Origin of the sequence: Marinomonas sp. CT5 (assembly GCF_018336975.1) — a bacterium.
Taxonomy (GTDB): domain Bacteria; phylum Pseudomonadota; class Gammaproteobacteria; order Pseudomonadales; family Marinomonadaceae; genus Marinomonas.
Window position 1 is genome coordinate 2,916,125 of the sequence record NZ_CP025572.1, and the last position, 18,426, is coordinate 2,934,550.

20 protein-coding genes are annotated in these 18,426 nt (G+C 41.8%); 16 read left to right on the forward strand and 4 right to left on the reverse strand.

Features of this window, described 5'->3' with window-relative positions:
* Positions 1-15 precede the first annotated feature (15 nt).
* The 4 genes from C0J08_RS13745 to C0J08_RS13760 all read left to right on the forward strand — a co-directional run bounded on the left by C0J08_RS13745 (position 16) and on the right by C0J08_RS13760 (position 2,048).
* Complete coding sequence (locus tag C0J08_RS13745) at positions 16-459, forward strand: hypothetical protein (protein WP_212652507.1); 444 nt, start codon at positions 16-18, stop codon at positions 457-459.
* Between the two features lie 50 nt (positions 460-509).
* A complete protein-coding gene (locus C0J08_RS13750; RefSeq protein ID WP_212652508.1) occupies positions 510-932 on the forward strand; it encodes a hypothetical protein in 423 nt (140 codons plus the stop codon).
* Positions 933-969: 37 nt separating this feature from the next.
* On the forward strand, positions 970-1,398 hold the full coding sequence (locus C0J08_RS13755) for a hypothetical protein (RefSeq protein WP_212652509.1): 429 nt from the start codon (positions 970-972) through the stop codon (positions 1,396-1,398).
* A 65-nt stretch (positions 1,399-1,463) separates the two neighbouring features.
* Positions 1,464-2,048, forward strand: coding sequence for a DUF6151 family protein (locus C0J08_RS13760; protein ID WP_212652510.1), 585 nt, complete (start codon positions 1,464-1,466; stop codon positions 2,046-2,048).
* Between the two features lies 1 nt (position 2,049).
* Here C0J08_RS13760 and C0J08_RS13765 read toward each other — a convergent pair whose 3' ends face one another.
* Both C0J08_RS13765 and C0J08_RS13770 read right to left on the reverse strand, forming a co-directional pair.
* Entirely contained in the window at positions 2,050-2,976 is a 927-nt protein-coding gene (locus C0J08_RS13765) for a histone deacetylase family protein (RefSeq protein WP_212652511.1), read from the reverse strand.
* A 73-nt stretch (positions 2,977-3,049) separates the two neighbouring features.
* A complete protein-coding gene (locus tag C0J08_RS13770) occupies positions 3,050-4,150 on the reverse strand; it encodes an HD domain-containing phosphohydrolase (protein WP_212652512.1) in 1,101 nt (366 codons plus the stop codon).
* Positions 4,151-4,296: 146 nt separating this feature from the next.
* On the opposite strand from C0J08_RS13770, the gene C0J08_RS13775 reads away from it, so the two are divergent.
* Positions 4,297-4,758, forward strand: coding sequence for an EVE domain-containing protein (locus C0J08_RS13775; RefSeq protein ID WP_212652513.1), 462 nt, complete (start codon positions 4,297-4,299; stop codon positions 4,756-4,758).
* 51 nt (positions 4,759-4,809) lie between these two features.
* Positions 4,810-5,877, forward strand: a complete 1,068-nt coding sequence (locus C0J08_RS13780) for an OmpA family protein (protein WP_212652514.1) — start codon at positions 4,810-4,812, stop codon at positions 5,875-5,877.
* On the opposite strand, the gene C0J08_RS13785 is transcribed toward C0J08_RS13780, so the two are convergent.
* Positions 5,874-6,605: a hypothetical protein gene (locus tag C0J08_RS13785; protein WP_212652515.1), complete on the reverse strand. Its 732-nt coding sequence runs from the start codon at positions 6,603-6,605 to the stop codon at positions 5,874-5,876. The two genes, C0J08_RS13780 and C0J08_RS13785, sit on opposite strands and share 4 nt — an antisense overlap.
* A 193-nt stretch (positions 6,606-6,798) precedes the next feature.
* Here C0J08_RS13785 and miaB point away from each other — a divergent pair, with 193 nt between their 5' ends.
* The 5 genes from miaB to lnt are packed head-to-tail and all read left to right on the forward strand — an operon-like array spanning position 6,799 to position 12,133.
* The gene (gene miaB / locus C0J08_RS13790) at positions 6,799-8,154 is read left to right on the forward strand and encodes a tRNA (N6-isopentenyl adenosine(37)-C2)-methylthiotransferase MiaB (protein ID WP_212652516.1); all 1,356 of its coding nucleotides are present in this window, start codon (positions 6,799-6,801) and stop codon (positions 8,152-8,154) included.
* A gap of 13 nt (positions 8,155-8,167) precedes the next feature.
* The gene (locus C0J08_RS13795; protein ID WP_212652517.1) at positions 8,168-9,214 is read left to right on the forward strand and encodes a PhoH family protein; all 1,047 of its coding nucleotides are present in this window, start codon (positions 8,168-8,170) and stop codon (positions 9,212-9,214) included.
* Positions 9,214-9,678 (forward strand): rRNA maturation RNase YbeY, encoded by a 465-nt coding sequence (gene ybeY, locus C0J08_RS13800; protein ID WP_212652518.1) that lies wholly within the window; start codon positions 9,214-9,216, stop codon positions 9,676-9,678. Before C0J08_RS13795 ends, ybeY begins: the two co-directional genes overlap by 1 nt.
* A gap of 12 nt (positions 9,679-9,690) precedes the next feature.
* A complete protein-coding gene (locus C0J08_RS13805) occupies positions 9,691-10,560 on the forward strand; it encodes a CorC family transporter (protein ID WP_212652519.1) in 870 nt (289 codons plus the stop codon).
* 7 nt (positions 10,561-10,567) lie between these two features.
* Positions 10,568-12,133: an apolipoprotein N-acyltransferase gene (lnt, locus tag C0J08_RS13810; RefSeq protein WP_212652520.1), complete on the forward strand. Its 1,566-nt coding sequence runs from the start codon at positions 10,568-10,570 to the stop codon at positions 12,131-12,133.
* 66 nt (positions 12,134-12,199) lie between these two features.
* On the opposite strand, the gene C0J08_RS13815 is transcribed toward lnt, so the two are convergent.
* Entirely contained in the window at positions 12,200-12,637 is a 438-nt protein-coding gene (locus C0J08_RS13815; protein ID WP_212652521.1) for a hypothetical protein, read from the reverse strand.
* A gap of 186 nt (positions 12,638-12,823) precedes the next feature.
* Here C0J08_RS13815 and leuS point away from each other — a divergent pair, with 186 nt between their 5' ends.
* The 5 genes from leuS (at position 12,824) to C0J08_RS13840 (ending at position 18,420) form a co-directional block, all read left to right on the forward strand.
* The gene (gene leuS / locus C0J08_RS13820) at positions 12,824-15,271 is read left to right on the forward strand and encodes a leucine--tRNA ligase (protein ID WP_212652522.1); all 2,448 of its coding nucleotides are present in this window, start codon (positions 12,824-12,826) and stop codon (positions 15,269-15,271) included.
* A gap of 71 nt (positions 15,272-15,342) precedes the next feature.
* On the forward strand, positions 15,343-15,858 hold the full coding sequence (locus C0J08_RS13825; protein ID WP_212652523.1) for an LPS-assembly lipoprotein LptE: 516 nt from the start codon (positions 15,343-15,345) through the stop codon (positions 15,856-15,858).
* 25 nt (positions 15,859-15,883) lie between these two features.
* Entirely contained in the window at positions 15,884-16,915 is a 1,032-nt protein-coding gene (gene holA, locus C0J08_RS13830; protein WP_212652524.1) for a DNA polymerase III subunit delta, read from the forward strand.
* A gap of 40 nt (positions 16,916-16,955) precedes the next feature.
* Positions 16,956-17,612 carry a putative 2OG-Fe(II) oxygenase gene (locus C0J08_RS13835; RefSeq protein ID WP_212652525.1) on the forward strand — a complete coding sequence of 219 codons (657 nt, stop codon included), beginning with the start codon at positions 16,956-16,958 and terminating at the stop codon, positions 17,610-17,612.
* 199 nt (positions 17,613-17,811) lie between these two features.
* Complete coding sequence (locus C0J08_RS13840) at positions 17,812-18,420, forward strand: flavin reductase family protein (protein ID WP_212652526.1); 609 nt, start codon at positions 17,812-17,814, stop codon at positions 18,418-18,420.
* The last annotated feature ends 6 nt before the right edge of the window (positions 18,421-18,426 follow it).

Below are 18,426 nucleotides of genomic sequence, written 5' to 3' on the forward strand. Positions count from 1 at the left end.
TAAAGGACGAAAGACATGTACTACATTAAAGTGCTACTTATCATTTTCACATTCGCGATAGTAATTACTATAATAGGCACTGCGGTTGATTGGTTTCTCGCTCTTTTTGACATTCCAATTGTCGCGATGGATGTTCTCTCAACCTCCTTCTTCCTTTTTGTTATTTATGTCTTACCTAAATTAAAATTAGAAAAATACATAGACAACCATGTAATGTACTTTTCGCCATTTAGATTCATTGGCTTTATCATGTTCACTGTGTTCTTCTGCGTAATCGGTGGCGTTTGTGCCTTTCTGGGTTTAATTGATCCTTTACATTTAACTCAAGGTCGTGGGGGAAGTGGATTACATGGTTACTCGATGGCTATTTTGGGCATCGCCATTTTTTTGCTCAGCGCCAAGCTTTTATACTTTGCCATTATCAAACGTTGGAAGTTGAAACACAATAAAATTGACTAAGCTTAAAAAAGTAGATTATTTATCCAACAAATAGAGGAAGGATATTTTATATGACCAACTTCAGAGTGACATTATTTTTAATCGCTCTTATTTTTATATATATTTGCATAGACTATTTTTTTAAATATTTAGGCATTCCAATTGTTACAATGGATCTGATATTTGCATGCACTTCTATTTTTATCATTTATTTTTCATTAAACCCTAGATTCAAAAGCAGTGATTTTGTTGCAGACAAAGTAATATATTACTCGGCGGCAAGGTTATCACTCTCTTTATTATTCGCTTTTATTTTTTTAATCATCTCAGCCATTCTTATATACATTGGCCTTCAAAATCCATTATCACTGCTCGATGGTTATAGAGGGAAAATTCACTTTTACTCTTTATCCATTTTTGGCTTAGCCATATCCATTTTTCTCTTGCGATTTATCTATCTTGTTCTTTCCAAACGCCAAAAAGCAAAACAATGACATTAAAAACCATAACTCTATTAAAGGCATAAGTAACATGTTCTATGCAAAAGCATTATTGGCTATTTTTATTTTGGCAGCAGCAGATGCACTAAGCGACAATATTTTTATGCACTTTGGCATCCCCATTGTCTCCGAAGACATTATTTTCACACTTGGGTCTATCTTAGCTATTCATTGTTGGTTTAGAGTAAAACTAGGAGTACGAATGGGTGACTCTTTTGTCCACCTTTCTTTCCTTAAGTACATTGGTTCTATTATGACAACACTGCTCTGTTGCCTATTAGGAATGGGGTTCATCTATTACGGTTTTAAGTACCCTTTTACGCTCATGGAAGGCTACCGCGGCAGAGGGCACGGCTACTCAATGGCGGCTTTTGGTGTCGCTACACTTTTATTTAGTATGACTCTTTTATATTTTACAGTAGCTAAACGCTGGCATATCAAAAACAAAAAAGTTAGCTGATTACTTTTAAACCCTTCCTAAGTAATGCATTATATTTTTCAGTCAAAGTAAGTAGGTGGAACATTATGGCGGAAGTGAATTTAAGATGCGCTTGCGGAACCGTTCAAGGAAAAATCTCTTCTAGCAGCTCAAAAATTGGCACTCGGATTATTTGTTGCTGCAACGACTGCCAAGCATTTGCGTATTTTTTAAGGCAAAAGGAAAATATATTAGACCAGTATGGCGGAACCGATATCTTTCAAATTCCTATGTCATTTCTTACGATTACAGAAGGAAAATCGCAGATTGCCTGTGTAAGACTTAGCTCTAAAGGCTTATATCGTTGGCACACAAGTTGTTGCAACACACCTATTGGCAATACTTTTGGGGGTGGCGGTTCTTTTATTGGGGTGATTCATAACTTTATGGATAACACTGAAACACGAGATGCAGATCTGGGAAAAAGTAGAGGATACGTGTTTAGTCAGTTTGCAACACCCCCTGTTCCCCAGCCCCTAAAAGCCTCCTCTATCAAGATTAATTTTCGAATGGTGACAAAAATTCTTACGTGGAAACTCAAAGGTTTCAGCAAGCCTTCGGCATTTTTCAATAACATAGGCGAGCCTATTTGCGAACCTCAAGTCCTAGAAAAAAAGCATCCGAAGATTTAGCCTACAAGAAGTATTTTTTCCATACTTGATTTGCGGCTTGATGCAGCAAGCTATGTCGCCACGCGACTTTATCCTCTTGCCTGTCGTATCCGCCACCAATAACACAAGCGGTGGGAAGCTTCAGGTTAACGCAGGTTTCTATCACGTAGCTATCTCGCTCTAGAATCCCTTGATCGGTAAGATTGACGTAACCAAGCCGATCATCTTGATGCACATCCACACCGGCATCATAAAAGATAAAATCAGGCTGATGTTCAGCCAATATAGCTGGCAAGGTATTTTTGAGAATAGACAAATACTCTTGATCGTTTGCCCCTTTCGGAATGGCGATATTGATGCCATCGGTTTGTTTATTTTGCGGGTAGTTCTCTTCGCAATGCCATGAAACCGGCACAATATCACTTCTGTCTTTAAAGAAGGCGATGGTGCCGTCCCCTTGGTGTACATCGCAATCTAAAATGAGGACTTTCTTAGCTCGACCCGATTCGATCATAGCGTGCGCTGCCACAGCCAAATCATTAAAAATACAAAAGCCAGAACCGTAAGAAGGGTGCGCATGGTGCGTACCACCCGCTAGATGACATGCCAGACCATGCTGTAAGGCCAGTTCACTCGTGAGCAATGTGCCTGACACCGCTCGCAACGTTCGCTCGACTAACCATTCAGACCAAGGTAAACCTATGTCTTTTTCTTCTTGTTTTGTGAGTTCACCACGAATGAAGCGTTGCACATACTTTTTTTGATGAGCAGACATCAGCAAGCTTAAAGACAAGGGTTCTGGAATGTATTCGTTTTCTGAGCTGAGAATACCCTGCTCCCGTAACGTTTTGGCTAACAGACCAAACTTCGCCATAGGAAATCGATGCCCTGCTGGAAATGGAATGCTGTAATGGGGATGAAACACCAGCGGCAATAAGTCAACTTTCATAAAACCAATAACTTAACTCTTTAAAAGAGTCTCATGCTAGCAAGTGTCGTATGCTTGGCGCTACTGTCTTTTGTTATTTGCTTTTTGCCACAAGCACTTTTCGGATGGCAGCATTGAAGGATTCAATAAGATGTGGTGGGAAACCTTTACCACTTTCAAAGTTCACCATTTGCACAGCACGCATGGCACTTTTGTTATATTCACTACCCGATTTGCCCCAGACGGTATCAATAAACATAACCGCCATGGATAAGATGAACGCCCCTTGAGGAATCAATGAGCCCACCAAACCTTCAGGAAAGCCTGTACCATCAAAGCGCTCTTTATGGGCTTTCACCATGTCGACCGCTTCGTCCCATCCCTGATGTTTAGAAAGCAGTTTAGCGCCAACTAATGGGTGATTTTGCTCAGCCTGAAACCTTGCGTCTTCATCTTCTTTGCATTTTAGAATGAGCGCCATGCCCATATTATGCATATAGGCGGCCGCACTTAACTGGACAGGATCAACTGGGCTTTTACATTCCACATTTATCAGCTGGCAAAGTTTGAGAATACGTTCACTACGTTCTGATGAATAACCCAATAGACGATTCAGTTTCTGACTAAAACCAATAAATTGTTCAATGTCATTCTTTTGCTCATCACTGTAATTTACTTTGACAATAAGCGGTGTCGCGGCAGGCTCCTTGATAACCTCTTCAGTGATCTGATTACATTGTCGCAATAAAGTTGAAGCCATTTCAGGCCGCTTGCTATCGTCTTCCTCAGCATAAATTGCATCTAAGCCTACCTGTAATTGATCTCGTATTGCGGCTTCTGCTACATGGGATTGGTAAATTTGCTGGAGTAAATCATAAACCTTCTCAACCACAACAATAATCAGTTCCCCGAGATAAGCATGATATTGAATGTATCCACCACGCATACCGTCAACTATTTCTTCTAGCTTATGAAGCACACCAACCAATGGATCAAGAAAGCAAACCGAGCAATTTCCCTTCAAACTATGTAAAGAGCGAAACAGTTTATCCAATTTATCAAAGGAGAAACCATCACTTTCAATGCTATTAACCGTCTCTTCAATTTCTTGTTGAGCTTCGACATAACACTCAAGTAGGTCATCCTTGAGTTCTTTTTCCAACGCTGAAAAGGCTTTACAGGCAAAGTGGCTCATTTTCTTCTTCCATAACAAAATTAACGACCTTGAGCATATTAGGTCTATTGAAAAGGTCGGCAATTTATAGCATCACTTCCTTATTGTAGTTAGAATAATTGTAATGGTGAACATATTGTATGTTTCATTGTGCAAATGAGGTATCCATGCAAAATTACTGGTTAATGAAATCAGAACCAGATGCGTTTTCTATAAGCGATCTAAAAAGGCTAAAACGCTCTCCTTGGGATGGTGTCAGAAACTATCAAGCTCGTAATTTCATGAAAGAAATGAGCGTAGGCGATTTAATATTTTTTTACCACTCCAGTTGTAAACCTGCCGGCATAGTTGGAATAGCCAGAGTTTGCAAAAGTGCTTACCCGGATCACACAAGTTGGGATAAAAACAGCGCCTATTATGATGAGAAATCAACCCCAGATAACCCACGCTGGTATATGGTAGATGTGGAGTTTGTAGAACAATGGTCGTCTACTTTGACACTCGCAGAATTAAAGCAAAACCCTGAATTGGCCGATATGCTATTAACTAAGAAAGGCAGCAGATTATCTATAATGCCTATTAGTCAAAATGAATGGGAATACATCAATACTATATTAAAAAAATATTAATGGGATTGTTATGAGTCAAGGACATCCGTGAAGTCAATATTGAGATGGATAATGCACAATGAATTGAATAATAAAATGATTATTTCAATCACTTTGTGGGCCGTCACTTTTTGGAGCTGTTTTTATAGCCCGATGGCTATTAGCCAAAGCCTATACTCTGCCGTGGTTGTTAATAGCTTAAAGGATTCAGATAACGACGGTGTGATTAATGCAAGAGATTTGTGTCCCGACACACCGAAGGACAGTGATATTGATAATGATGGCTGCCCAGTTACAGAACTCGAATATTTCAGCTTTAACTTTGACATTCAATTCCAAACCGCTAGCTATAAACTTAACCCCGAATTCCTTCCGCGGCTAAAAGCTCTGGTATTGTTTCTACAAAAGTCACCTAACACACTTATTCTTATTGAAGGCCATACCGATAATATCGGGGCAGAAAGTTTTAACCTTGCTCTATCCAAAAAACGCGCAGAAGCCATTGCGGATGCGCTCATTTCATCATTTAACATTTCGCCCGAACGGATAAAAACCTTCGGTTATGGACAAGAACGCCCTATTGCCTCAAACGATACTGAGACAGGTAGAAAGAAAAATCGTAGAGTCACAGGTGAAATTGTTACGCCCTTTCACTTTCAGCAAAAGCAAGAAGATGCGCAAGACAAAAACTCAATCAACCCAGTCTCCCACAGTAATAACAGTGAATTGATCATTCCTTTTAAACGAAATCATGTTGGTGTAAAAAACTCATACCAACCCTCACTACAGGGTCTTGGAGAAGCACTGCAAAACACTCCCGACACCTTAGCGATTATTGAAGGCTATACCGATAATTCTGGTAACAAAAACTACAACATACAACTTTCGTTAAAACGAGCTAAGAGAGTCGCACAACTACTTTCTTCAGAATTTGCTATTTCGCAGGATCGTTTAAAAGTCCTAGGCCATGGACCGAGTTTTCCAATTGCATCAAATGACTCCGCGCAAGGAAGAGTCCAAAATCGCAGAGTTAGTGCACAGGTCGTCCAAAAATTCAAAGCCAGTAAAGAGGTTATTCTACCTAAATGGACGATCTGGAGCGTAGACCAATTAGAACAACCCAAAGAAAAGAAGAATTAATGAAACTCACGCTCACGTTGCTTTAATGATACGGCATAATCAAAGTAATACTCCGCCACCAAACCAAAATAATCGAAATCATCTCCTGTTCTTAATATCACCCCAATACTCCCCATTCGCAGGTATTTTTCTGGCTGATAAAAGGTTTCTAACCTCCAACCAATATCATCTTTTCGGTAGTTTTCACGATACAAAGAAGCTCGTAAGTCATCATTCAAGTAATAACTGATCCCCAATCGAGAACTGGTAATGTTACTAAATGTTTTTTCCGTAGAAATCGCATGAGCCGTTAACGAAAATGACTCAAAAAAGGCGTCCGCTAGAAATTGTCCAATGACCTCTTTTTGCTTTTCTTGAGTTTCATCCATTGGCTCTAGCTCTGTTAACCCCAGTCCAAGCCCTAAACGACCAATATCGTTTTGAATAAACCAATTAGAAGAAAACTCAGATTGAGCAAAACTGTCTTTGTCTGAGCCAGTAATTAAATAATTACTATTAAGCAAGAGTTGAGTGGAAAGGTAATCATTAATTGGCATGTTCACTTTAAAATCAATGTTCAGTAAAGACTTTTCATTTAAAAGTCCATACCCCAAGCCAAAAGCAAAATTTGGCACATCACTGGAAGCTAACTCAATTTCCTGGGTGTCATCTTGCGATACATCACTATCAGCATAAAGGTTAGTACTCACAGCCAATGACAATAAAAAAACACGGAAAAATACGTTCAAAGCACACCCACGTTAAAATTTGAATTATCCCACTATTGTGACTGGTCTTTTGCAAAAGCTCCAGCAGCAAAATAGGCCACTATTTTGAGATTAAATGCAGGGAATTTAGAACAGCTATGGGATTCGGGAGCAAAGCCCAATATAATAGCCCCAAAGTCGATTAGACGAACTCATTTTTAGGTTAATACGTTACATGGCAAAAAAACTCTTTATCCAGACTCATGGCTGTCAAATGAACGAATACGATTCATCTCGTATGGCAGATTTACTTGGCGAAAGTCACGAAATGGAAATCACAGACAATGCAGAAGAAGCAGATGTTCTGCTGCTTAACACATGCTCTATTCGTGAGAAGGCACAAGATAAGGTCTATCACCAGTTAGGTCGCTGGAAGAAGTTAAAGCAAAAAAATCCGAACCTTGTTATCGGCGTGGGTGGTTGCGTAGCTAGCCAAGAAGGCGATGCTATTCGTAAACGAGCCAAACATGTCGACATGATTTTTGGTCCTCAAACACTGCACAAATTACCCGAGATGGTTAACGCGGCTGGAAAGCATATCCCGATTACGGATGTCACCTTCCCAGAGATTGAAAAATTCGATCATTTACCAGCCCCTCGTGTTGAGGGTGCAGAGGCGTTTGTTTCTATCATGGAAGGTTGCAGCAAATATTGTACTTTCTGTGTTGTACCTTATACCCGCGGTGAAGAAGTCAGTCGTCCTTTTGACAGCATCCTTAAAGAAGTTATTCAACTGGCCGAGCAAGGCGTACGTGAAATCCATTTATTGGGACAAAACGTCAACGCTTATCGTGGTGAAACGGCAGAAGGTGATGAAGCGGATCTTGCTGACATCATTCACGCCGTGGCGCAAATAGATGGTATTGAGCGTATTCGATTTACCACATCGCACCCAGTTGAATTCAGCGACAGCTTAATTGAAGCCTTCCGCAATGAACCTAAATTGGTCAGTCACTTGCACCTACCAGTCCAAAGCGGCGCCGATAACATTTTAAGTGCGATGAAACGTGGTCACGATCGTCAATATTACATTGATAAAATCAATCGAATTAAAGAAGCACGTCCAGGAATCAGTTTATCTTCTGATTTCATCATTGGCTTCCCCGGCGAAACAAATGACGACTTTGTCGATACTATGAATTTAATTCAAGAAATCGGCTTTGATCACTCTTTCAGTTTTGTATACAGTCAAAGACCTGGAACACCTGCATCCAACTTAGAAGATGATACGCCAGAAGATATCAAAAAAGAGCGTCTTGCGATTCTTCAACGTCGTATCAGCCAACAAGCCTACGATATTAGTTTATCTATGGTGGGCGAGGTTCAGCGTATATTGGTAAGTGGCTATTCGCCTCGAGACCCTGGGCAACTTCAAGGTCGAACAGAAAATAATCGGATCGTCAATTTCCGTGCGTTTGACCCTCAACTAATTGGTAAATTTGCAGATGTTGTTATTACTGATGCTTATCCTAATTCCCTATTAGGTGAACTGGTAAGCTCTGAACTCGACTCTGACTTTGTACTTCAATAATCAAAGGTAACTCTTGGAAACCACACAGACAACTCAACAAATCCGCTTAGTTCCTGCCGAAGCCGACGCTTTGGCTAGACTATGCGGTCAACTCGACGAAAACATCAAACTAATCGAAAAACGCCTTGGTGTTTCTATTAAATATCGTGCCGAGCTATTCGATATTTCTGGTGATGATTCAGAACACGTTGCAGCAACAAAAACGCTATTAGAGAACCTCTATCGCGAAGCGTTGGCGAATACGATTATCTCTCCAGAAACGCTTCACCTTTACTTGCAAGAATCAGCCATTGAATCTTTGACGAGCAGTAAAAGAGAAAAAGCGGATCAGCTGGTTATTAAAACTCGCAAAGCCTTTATCAAGCCTAAAGGCAAAAACCAACAAGGCTACGTAAAACAAATTCGTAAACACGATATCAACTTTGGTATTGGGCCTGCTGGTACGGGTAAAACTTACTTAGCCGTCGCGTGTGCTGTCGAAGCGCTTGAAGCCGATCGCGTAGAACGCATTATGTTGGTTCGTCCTGCTGTGGAAGCCGGTGAGAAACTGGGTTTCCTACCCGGTGATTTATCGCAAAAAATCGATCCATACTTGCGCCCTCTTTATGACGCGCTATATGAAATGCTGGGCTTTGAGTTAGTCGATAAGCTCATTGAAAAAAATGTTATTGAAATTGCGCCTTTGGCCTTTATGCGTGGTCGTACCTTAAATAACGCCTTCATCATTCTAGATGAGAGCCAAAACACCACTCGTGAGCAAATGAAAATGTTTTTGACACGTATTGGTTTCGGCTCCACGGCCGTCATCACAGGTGATACGACTCAGATCGATTTGCCTCGCGGCACGTCATCCGGTTTAGCGCAAGCGATGCATGTATTAAAAGACGTGAACGGCATCAGCACAACCCAGTTTGGTTCTTCCGATGTCGTTCGTCATCCGCTGGTTCAACGTATTGTTGAAGCTTATGACAAATTTGATATTGAAGTCGAAGCCGAGAAAAAAGCACGTACTGAAGCACGCTTGAACGCCCAAGCAGAACAGTCAGAGAGTAGTAAATAATGGCCACATTAGAGCTGGATTTACAGCTTGCCACGGAAGATGCTTCTAACTTACCAAGCGAAGCAGATTTTAAACGTTGGGTCGAAAAGGCCCTTCCAAACTCAGATGAAGAGTTTGAAGTAACCATTCGCATCGTCGATGAGGAAGAAAGCCACGCACTTAATCACGAGTACCGTGGTAAAGACAAACCGACCAATGTTTTATCTTTCCCATTCGAGGCCCCTCCGGGGTTAGAGCTTCCCTTATTGGGCGATTTGGTCATCTGCAGTCAAATCGTGGCAAAAGAAGCCGCGGAGCAAGATAAAGAATTATTCCATCATTGGGCGCATATGACGATTCATGGCATCTTGCATTTACGCGGCTATGATCATATAAATGATGATGAAGCAGATGAAATGGAATCGATCGAAACAGAATTACTGGCTTCCTTATCGATTCCCGATCCTTATTTGATTAAAGAGTGAGTTAACACCCCAATGAGTGACGACCGATCGAGTTTATCCAACGATCAACAAAAATCTTGGTTTGAACGTCTAACCCAAGCATTCAATGATGAACCACGCAGCCGTGGTGATATCGTAAAACTTCTAGAAGCCGCAGTGAAATCCGATGTAATTGATCGTGATGCCTTTACCATTGTTGAAGGCGCACTAGAGGTGTCAGAAGTACAAGCGCGAGACATTATGATTCCACCATCGCAAATGGTGGTCATTAAGTCCGAAGACGACCCTAAAACTTCTCTGCGTAAAGTAATTGATTCCTCTCACTCGCGTTTTCCTGTCGTTGGAGAAGATTCCGATGAAATACTCGGTGTACTATTAGCAAAAGATTTACTGCCACTACTATTTAAATCAGACGATATTACGATAGAGGATATTTTAGCTCGTCTTCGTCCAGCAAACTTCATTCCTGAAAGTAAACGTTTAAACGTCTTGTTAAATGACTTTCGTACCAAACGTTATCATATGGCATTAGTGCTAGATGAATACGGCAGCGTTTCGGGCTTAGTAACCATTGAAGATGTACTGGAGCAGATTGTTGGCGAAATAGAAGATGAAACCGATAAGCTGGATGACGAAGGTATTCAGGTTACCAACGACCCAGGCGTTTACCTAGTACCCGCATTGTGTACTGTCGAAGACTTTAACGAGTTTTTCAAAGTAGAATTCAACGAAGAAGAATTCGACACTATTGGCGGAATTCTTGTTCAACAATTTGGCCATGTCCCTTTAAGAGATGAAGAGCTAGCATTTAGCAACTTCCATTTTCGTATAGTGAAATCTGATGGGCGCCGAATTAAAACCATACAAGTCACTAAACCTACTCCAACACCAATATCTGAGTAAAATAACCATGCCTCACCCCGACTCGACACATTCAAAGACGGGGTGGGCACCTCGTTTCAAGCTATTTGCATCAAACCCTTCCTCAAAATTAATCGGCCTAATTGGTATTCTGGCAGGTGCACTTGGCGTCACCAGCTTTTCACCATTTCATTTCTGGCCTGGTTACTTCATAAGTCTGATCGCATTTAGCTTACTCGTTTGCACGAGTAAAACGGCAAAATTCGCATGTTGGCGCGGAACATCTGTTGCTTTAGGTTTTTTTGGCGCTGGGGTTTCTTGGGTTTATGTCAGCATTGCAGATTATGGGCAAGTAGGCAGTCTTATTGCTGGAATCATTACTTCTGGCTTTGTTGCAGTACTGTGTGCTTTTTGGGCTTTTTCAGCATGGACGGCATGGCACCTAACCAAACGCTTTCCACGAATTCCCGCCAGCCTATGGATCACACTCTGTCTTTTATTAGGAGAAACTGCTCGCAGCACTTTTTTTACCGGCTTTCCTTGGCTATTGCCAGGTTACGCGATACAAAACACATGGCTCTTTGAGCTGCTACCGATTGGTGGTATTTGGCTTACCAGCGCCAGTGTTGTATTAACATCGTGTGCCTTAGCTGGCATTTTATTAAAGCAATCAAACCAACTAGCGCTGATTTTCGCCTTAATATTTATTTGGATCGGCTCTGCGTATTTAAACTATTTTCCAATTAGTTGGGTGCAGCAAACCGGAACAATGAAAACCACTCTGGTTCAAGGCAATGTAAAACAGGACGAAAAATGGCTGGCTGAAACCGCAAGCAAATCTCTTGCTTACTACCAGCAAGCCACTGTTGAGCATTTAGACAGTGAATTAGTGGTTTGGCCAGAAACTGCAATCACCTATACCTACCCACAAATAAAGCCACATTTAGCATCATTCAGTAAAGAGCTAGCAAACACCCACACTACGCTAGTCACAGGCATTCCAGACGTTAGTGCCGACAGAAAAAATTATTACAATGCGATTTGGGCTACAGGAAATGGTTTTGGTCTATATTACAAACGCAGACTGGTGCCTTTTGGTGAATACATTCCATTTGCGCAATATATTGGCCCTCTTCTTGATGTATTCGGTATGCCCTTATCGGGATTCAAACCAGGTGAAGAAAACCAGCCTGTTCTTCAAGTGGGTGAATGGGGTGTTGCTCCGTTCATTTGTTATGAAATTGTCTATGCCGAACAAGTTAGACGCATGGTAAGAGACAGTGACTTCCTAATCACAATCAGTAATGATGGTTGGTTTGGTACTTCTTTTGGTCCATGGCAGCACTTACAAATTGCTCAATTCAGAGCAAAAGAAGCAGGACGCTATGTCATTCGTGCTACCAATACTGGCATTACAGCCTTTATCAATGAAAAAGGCGAAATAGTGGCACAAGCACCGCAATTCAAGAGGACAACACTAACAGCAGAAGCCAAAGCCTTCACTGGCAATACCCCTTATGTTTTATGGGGTTATTGGCCAACTCTCATGTTATTGGGTATTTGTGGGGGCTTTACTTATTTAAATAGCTTGATTCTAAGACGTAAAAACCGCTAATCATTAAACCTTCGGACCGTAACAAAGATATTACGGTCCGTTATAATTTCGACCAAGAACGTCGTACTACCCCGATTTGCTGTCTTGCTTATCATGGGTAGACATCAAACCATAATGACATATTTCACACGGCGCTAATGCCTGCTTGGTTTCGATAACATTATCATGACCGCAAGACATACAGTGATAACGTCCGGGCTCAACCACGGTTCCGACCACATGACATTCCTCTAATGGCACAGGATTGTTATTAGCGTGATTGATCAACCATAACAAAGCCGCATCTTCTTTTTCATCAAGCTCTTCAACCAACTCATGACTTTCATCAAGCACATACTGCCAGTTCGCATCGACCCATGCTTCTGTGTAGCCCATTTTATCATGCCAATATGCCGTCATTAGTGCGACATCTTCTAAAAACCAATCTTTCGCACCAACCAATGTTTTACGAGCTTCTTCAACCAAATTGGTATCTGTTGCACTTTTTGACGAATCTTTTTTCATAGATTTCACAACTCCTCTTCTATGCACCTTCTAATTAGGGCTCCATCTCTATAAAATAGCGGATATTTTCAGACTCTGTTGGCTATTGCATCATTATCTTGAGCTATGCCGCTATAATGGCCTCTTTTCATTTAAAGAGAATACAGGTCTACCAACCTTTCGTCGATCACGGGATAAGAATACATCATGCAAGAGCAATATAATCCGCAGCAAATCGAACAAGCTGCTCAATCTTTTTGGGACGAAAACAAAGTCTTCAAAGCCGTCGCAGATTCCAATAAAGAAAAGTTCTACTGTCTTTCGATGTTTCCTTACCCTAGTGGCCGCCTGCATATGGGTCACGTTCGTAACTACACCATCGGTGATGTCATTTCTCGCTACCAACGAATGCAAGGTAAAAATGTTTTACAACCAATGGGTTGGGATGCATTTGGTCTTCCAGCTGAGAACGCAGCGATTAAAAACAAAACCGCCCCAGCAAAATGGACGACTGAAAACATTGCTTACATGAAAGGCCAATTGAAAGAGCTTGGCTTTGGTTACGACTGGGATCGTGAAATTGCCACCTGCACACCTGAATACTACAAATGGGAGCAATGGTTCTTCACTCAATTGGTGGAAAAAGGGTTAGCCTACAAAAAAACAGCGGCTGTTAACTGGTGTCCAGAAGACCAAACCGTGTTGGCGAATGAGCAAGTAGAAGAAGGTTGCTGCTGGCGCTGTGGCACCAATGTTGAAAAGAAAGAAATCTCTCAGTGGTTTATCCGCATCACAGATTACGCTGAAGAACTGTTGAACGATCTTGATCAATTAGACGGCTGGCCAGAAAAAGTAAAAGCCATGCAACGTAACTGGATTGGTCGCTCTGAAGGTTTAGAATTTAGTTTCGCAGTAGAAGGCAAAGACGAACGCCTTTCTGTTTACACTACTCGCCCAGACACTATTATGGGCGTAACCTACGTTGCTGTAGCAACTCAACACCCTCTTTCTTTAGAAGCATCAGCAAACAATGCTGACCTTGCTGCTTTCATTGAAGAAAGCAAAAAAATGTCGACGACCGAAGCGGATATGGCAACGATAGAAAAGAAAGGCATGGACACAGGCTTCAAAGCCATTCATCCAATCACTGGTGAAGCGGTGCCAGTTTATGCCGCTAACTTCGTGTTGATGGATTACGGTTCTGGTGCCGTTATGTCAGTTCCGGCTCACGACCAACGCGATTTTGAATTTGCACAAAAATATAACTTAGCAATCAAACAAGTTATCCAGCCTGCTGGTGACGAAGTCGTTGACTTAGAAAAAGCGGCTTTCACAGATAAAGGTATCTTGTGCAACTCAGGTGAATTTGATGGTTTAGAGTTCAAGCAAGCTTTTGATGCTATTTCAGCTTGGATGGTAGAGCGCCAACTAGGTGAAGTAAAAGTCAACTATCGTCTACGTGACTGGGGTGTCAGCCGTCAGCGTTACTGGGGCACGCCAATCCCAACCATCAATTTAAAAGACGGTTCGGTCGTCCCTGTTCCAGCGGATCAACTTCCTGTTGAATTGCCAACGGATGTGATCATGGACGGTGTTAATTCCCCCATCAAAAACAACCCTGACTTCTCTTCCATTATGTTCAATGGCGAAGAAGCTGAGCGTGAAACAGATACCTTCGATACCTTCATGGAATCTTCTTGGTACTTTGCGCGTTACTGCTGCCCAGAAGCAACCGATGCCATGCTAACTGAAGAAGCAAACTACTGGCTTCCAGTTGACCAATACGTGGGTGGCGTAGAACACGCGATTCTTCACCTATTGTATTCGCGCTTTTTCCATAAGTTGCTTCGTGATGCAGGCCTTGTGAACTCTGATGAACCATTCAAACGTCTTTTGACACAAGGTATGGTTAACAAAGACGGCACCAAGATGTCTAAATCAAAAGGCAACACGGTCGATCCTCAGGAAATGATCGAGAAATACGGTGCCGATACCGTTCGCTTGTTTATGATGTTCAGTGCCCCACCAGAGCAATCCTTAGAATGGAACGATGCTGGTGTGGATGGCGCTTCTCGCTTCCTTCGTCGCTTATGGGCATTGTCTTACCGTCACACTAATGCAGGTAACGTGGGTGAGCTAAACGTTGCAGAACTAAATGGCGCACAAAAATCTTTGCGCCGTAAAACACACGAGACAATCCAAAAAGTGACTGACGATATTGAGCGTCGTCAGACATTTAACACGGCGATTGCGGCTGTAATGGAACTTTGCAATGAGATCAGTAAGTTTGAAGACACTTCTGAACTGGGTCTAGCGGTAGAACAAGAAGCCCTAGAAGCTGCAACCTTGTTATTGTCTCCAATTGTGCCTCATATTGCGCACCAGTTGTGGAGCGAATTGGGTCACAACGACAATATCGTTAATACGCCTTGGCCAACCTTAGACGAAGAAGCCTTGATCAAAGACGAGTTAACCATTGTTGTTCAAGTATTGGGCAAAAAACGTGCTGAGTTGACGGTTTCTGCTAACGCAGACAACAAAACCATTGAAGCAGAAGCGCTTGCTCACCCAAGTGTTGCTAAATACCTTGAAGGTAAAACAGTCCGTAAAGTGATTGTTGTACCAGGACGTCTGGTCAACATTGTTGCCAACTAATTGAGGCGTAATAAAGAGGTGGCTACACCGCCACCTCTTTCTTCCTTAACAACAAACTAGAGATCACGGATATGATAGCCACATTAACACAAACAACTCGTCTCGTTTTATTAGCACTGCTGACTATGAGTATTGTCGCCTGTGGCTTTCATTTACGTGGACAAGTTGACTTGCCTGCTTCACTTAAAGTCTTAACCTTGACATCAAATAGTGGTTCTGAAGATTTTGATCGATCATTGCGAATTGCGCTAACCAGAGCAGGAGTTACGATCATTGATGAAGCCGACGCGACAGAAGCAACCTACAACCTAAAAATCAACCCCATTAGCACGTCAGATACTGAATTGGCTCGTAACACCTCCAATGATGTCTCTCAAATTCAGCGTCGTCTGACCAGTAAATACTTTATTCGCAAAGCCGATGGCAAAGCCGTCTATGGCCCAAGAACCATCAGCACAACAAGAACATTGGCGAATCAAGATGCAGAAGAAAGCGCTAAGCTTTCTTACAACAAAGATCAAATGCAAAGTATGAGCGAAGATCTTGCCAATCAGCTAACTTATGATCTTAATTATGCACCGCTTTGATTTGCCGAACTTTTAGGCCAATAAAATGAAAGTCAGAGTGGACCAATTAGAATCACAATTACAAAAAAAACTCGCTCCAATTTATATTGTTTCGGGTGACGAGGTTTTGTTGTGTCAAGAGGCCGCAGACAGCATTCGAAAAGCAGGACAAAACCACCAAATAGAAGAACGCTTGCGTTATGTGGCCGACGCACAATTCGATTGGCAAGAAGTTATTAATGAAAACCAAAGTTTATCTTTGTTTTCTTCTCGTCGAATGTTTGATATTCAGATCGATAAAATGGGTGAAAAACACACCAAAGCCCTAACGCAATTAAGTCAATCGCTGAGCGAAGACAATGTAATTTTACTGACCCTACCAAAGATCGATGCACGCACTCAAAAAACCAAATGGTTTTCTCAGCTCGAGTCACAAGGCGTATTTGTACAAATTTGGCCGATTGATGCCAATCGTCTTCCTACTTGGATACAGCAGAGAGCCAAAACGCTAAACCTGTCTCTCACTCGCGAAGCCGCCAGTCTAATTTGTGAACGCGGCGAAGGTAATCTTTTAGCTTTATCTCAAGAACTAGAAAAGCTAGCACTATTGCATGGTCAAGGTGTACAAATTGATGTCAATAATGTACTTGAGTCTGTTGCAGATAGTAGCCGTTACTCCATTTATGATTTGAGCGATCGCCTATTAATGGGAAAAACCAAAGACGCCATGCACTGCTTAAATCAATTGATAGGCGAAGGGGTTGAAGCCAGTATCATTCTCTGGTTGTTCAATCGTGAGGTTCAAACTTTGCTCAATCTTTTACAGGCCATGCAATCGTCAAGCTTACGACAAGCGTGCCAAGCAGAACGCATTTGGGACAAGCGTATACCATATTATGAAAGTGCCATGTCACGACACAACAAAGTCACCTTGCCTTACATGCAGAATTATTTGGCTTTAATTGATAAAAGCATCAAAGGCTTAGAAGGTCCAAGTAGTGAAACTGGCTTTCGCAATCTTGTCATGATGTTTTGTGGCTTTAAGCCCACCCCCACCGAATTAGATATTCCAGCATAATTAAATCAACAATCTAAACTTCCTTTTTATAGGCAACCCCATGAATAATAATGCAATCATCGAAGAAATCACTGTCTGGAGCACACCTCTTTTCGTCACTCAAATGCCAGACCATGACTTTTTAAAGGATGCATTACTCACCGTGGTTTATCAGCAAAAAGCCATTCAAACAACGGCTATTGAGAGCCAAATAGCCCCTAAAGCAAAACACGCTTTACACGAAAGTACTTTGGATTTTTTAGATTTTGCTGACGCGAATATAATGGAAGCAAAACGTGTTTTAGAAGAATTGGTCCTAGAAATTGCAGCCTCTGTAAACCAAGCCTTTTGGCCCGAAGACATGGAGGCAGACGCACACATTATTGAGTCATGGTACCATGTTACTCAAAAAGGCGGCTATCACGACGCACACACTCACCCTAATTGCTCTTGGTGTGGTATTTATTATTTGGAGCCTGGAGAGGCTAATATCGAAGGTAATGGCGGCTTAAATCGCTTTTATGACCCAAGAGTTAATGCGGAGCATTATGCCGATCCAGGAACCGCATATTTAGGCGGTCATGGCGTTTGGGACTTCACACCAACAGATGGGCAAGTAATCATTTTTCCATCCTACCTAAAGCATTCTGCTTTACCCTATTTCGGCAATAATGATCGTGTTGTCATTGCCTTTAATTGTATTATTGAAGCCTATTAACGAAAGCAGTTAAGCTGCACGCAGAACTCCCTTCGCGCTTTCTAACATTCGCACTAGAATGCGCAGGTTAACATTCAGCCATCCCCTTAATTTTTTGTTTTTTTTACAATAAATTTCATAAGTTTCCATTCAAAGATTCACAATAGATTGCTATTTGTAGTAATTTAACAAGCAACACTTCATAACCACAGGAGAGTCTATGCGCTTCCAGTTTGATCAACTCAGTGGCAATCAGCGCTATCACCTGATCACACAAACCATTACACCACGCCCTATTGCGTGGATCCTGACTAAAAATGAAAATGAGAGCTTTAATCTCGCCCCTTTTTCTTATTTTGCGCCTATTTCCTCCGACCCAGCTTTGCTCATGGTATCTATCGGCAACAAAAGCGAAGATATCACCAAAGACACCAAATACAACCTCATTAGGGAAAAGGAATGTGTTTTGCATATTCCTGGCGGTGATCTAGCTAATGCAGTTAATGAAAGCGCGGCCACTTTATCTTATGGTGAATCTGAACTACCAAGAACAGGTTTATCACTAACGGATTTCACGGCAAGCCTGCCACGTATAAAAGAGGCAAAAGTCGCTTTCCACTGCAAGTTATTTGATACACATACATTAGGGGACTCATCTTTTAATGCCATTTATTTAGAAATACTTGATTTATATGTTGATGAAGGCCTTGTGACAGAGGAAAACACACGAATTATCATCGATAACAATAAACTCAACCCTCTTGCACGATTAGGTGGCAATGATTATGCACTTTTGGGCGAGACAGTGACGATCAAACGTCCTAACTAGGGCCAC

Coding starts and splice junctions, on each gene's coding strand:
- C0J08_RS13765 (WP_212652511.1), bottom strand. CDS start 2,976: ATGAAAGTTGACTTATTGCCGCTGGTGTTTCATCCCCATTACAGCATT.
- C0J08_RS13760 (WP_212652510.1), top strand. CDS start 1,464: ATGGCGGAAGTGAATTTAAGATGCGCTTGCGGAACCGTTCAAGGAAAA.
- C0J08_RS13775 (WP_212652513.1), top strand. CDS start 4,297: ATGCAAAATTACTGGTTAATGAAATCAGAACCAGATGCGTTTTCTATA.
- C0J08_RS13755 (WP_212652509.1), top strand. CDS start 970: ATGTTCTATGCAAAAGCATTATTGGCTATTTTTATTTTGGCAGCAGCA.
- C0J08_RS13745 (WP_212652507.1), top strand. CDS start 16: ATGTACTACATTAAAGTGCTACTTATCATTTTCACATTCGCGATAGTA.
- leuS (WP_212652522.1), top strand. CDS start 12,824: ATGCAAGAGCAATATAATCCGCAGCAAATCGAACAAGCTGCTCAATCT.
- C0J08_RS13840 (WP_212652526.1), top strand. CDS start 17,812: ATGCGCTTCCAGTTTGATCAACTCAGTGGCAATCAGCGCTATCACCTG.
- ybeY (WP_212652518.1), top strand. CDS start 9,214: ATGGCCACATTAGAGCTGGATTTACAGCTTGCCACGGAAGATGCTTCT.
- C0J08_RS13770 (WP_212652512.1), bottom strand. CDS start 4,150: ATGAGCCACTTTGCCTGTAAAGCCTTTTCAGCGTTGGAAAAAGAACTC.
- C0J08_RS13780 (WP_212652514.1), top strand. CDS start 4,810: ATGCACAATGAATTGAATAATAAAATGATTATTTCAATCACTTTGTGG.
- C0J08_RS13815 (WP_212652521.1), bottom strand. CDS start 12,637: ATGAAAAAAGATTCGTCAAAAAGTGCAACAGATACCAATTTGGTTGAA.
- C0J08_RS13805 (WP_212652519.1), top strand. CDS start 9,691: ATGAGTGACGACCGATCGAGTTTATCCAACGATCAACAAAAATCTTGG.
- holA (WP_212652524.1), top strand. CDS start 15,884: ATGAAAGTCAGAGTGGACCAATTAGAATCACAATTACAAAAAAAACTC.
- C0J08_RS13835 (WP_212652525.1), top strand. CDS start 16,956: ATGAATAATAATGCAATCATCGAAGAAATCACTGTCTGGAGCACACCT.
- C0J08_RS13750 (WP_212652508.1), top strand. CDS start 510: ATGACCAACTTCAGAGTGACATTATTTTTAATCGCTCTTATTTTTATA.
- C0J08_RS13825 (WP_212652523.1), top strand. CDS start 15,343: ATGATAGCCACATTAACACAAACAACTCGTCTCGTTTTATTAGCACTG.
- miaB (WP_212652516.1), top strand. CDS start 6,799: ATGGCAAAAAAACTCTTTATCCAGACTCATGGCTGTCAAATGAACGAA.
- lnt (WP_212652520.1), top strand. CDS start 10,568: ATGCCTCACCCCGACTCGACACATTCAAAGACGGGGTGGGCACCTCGT.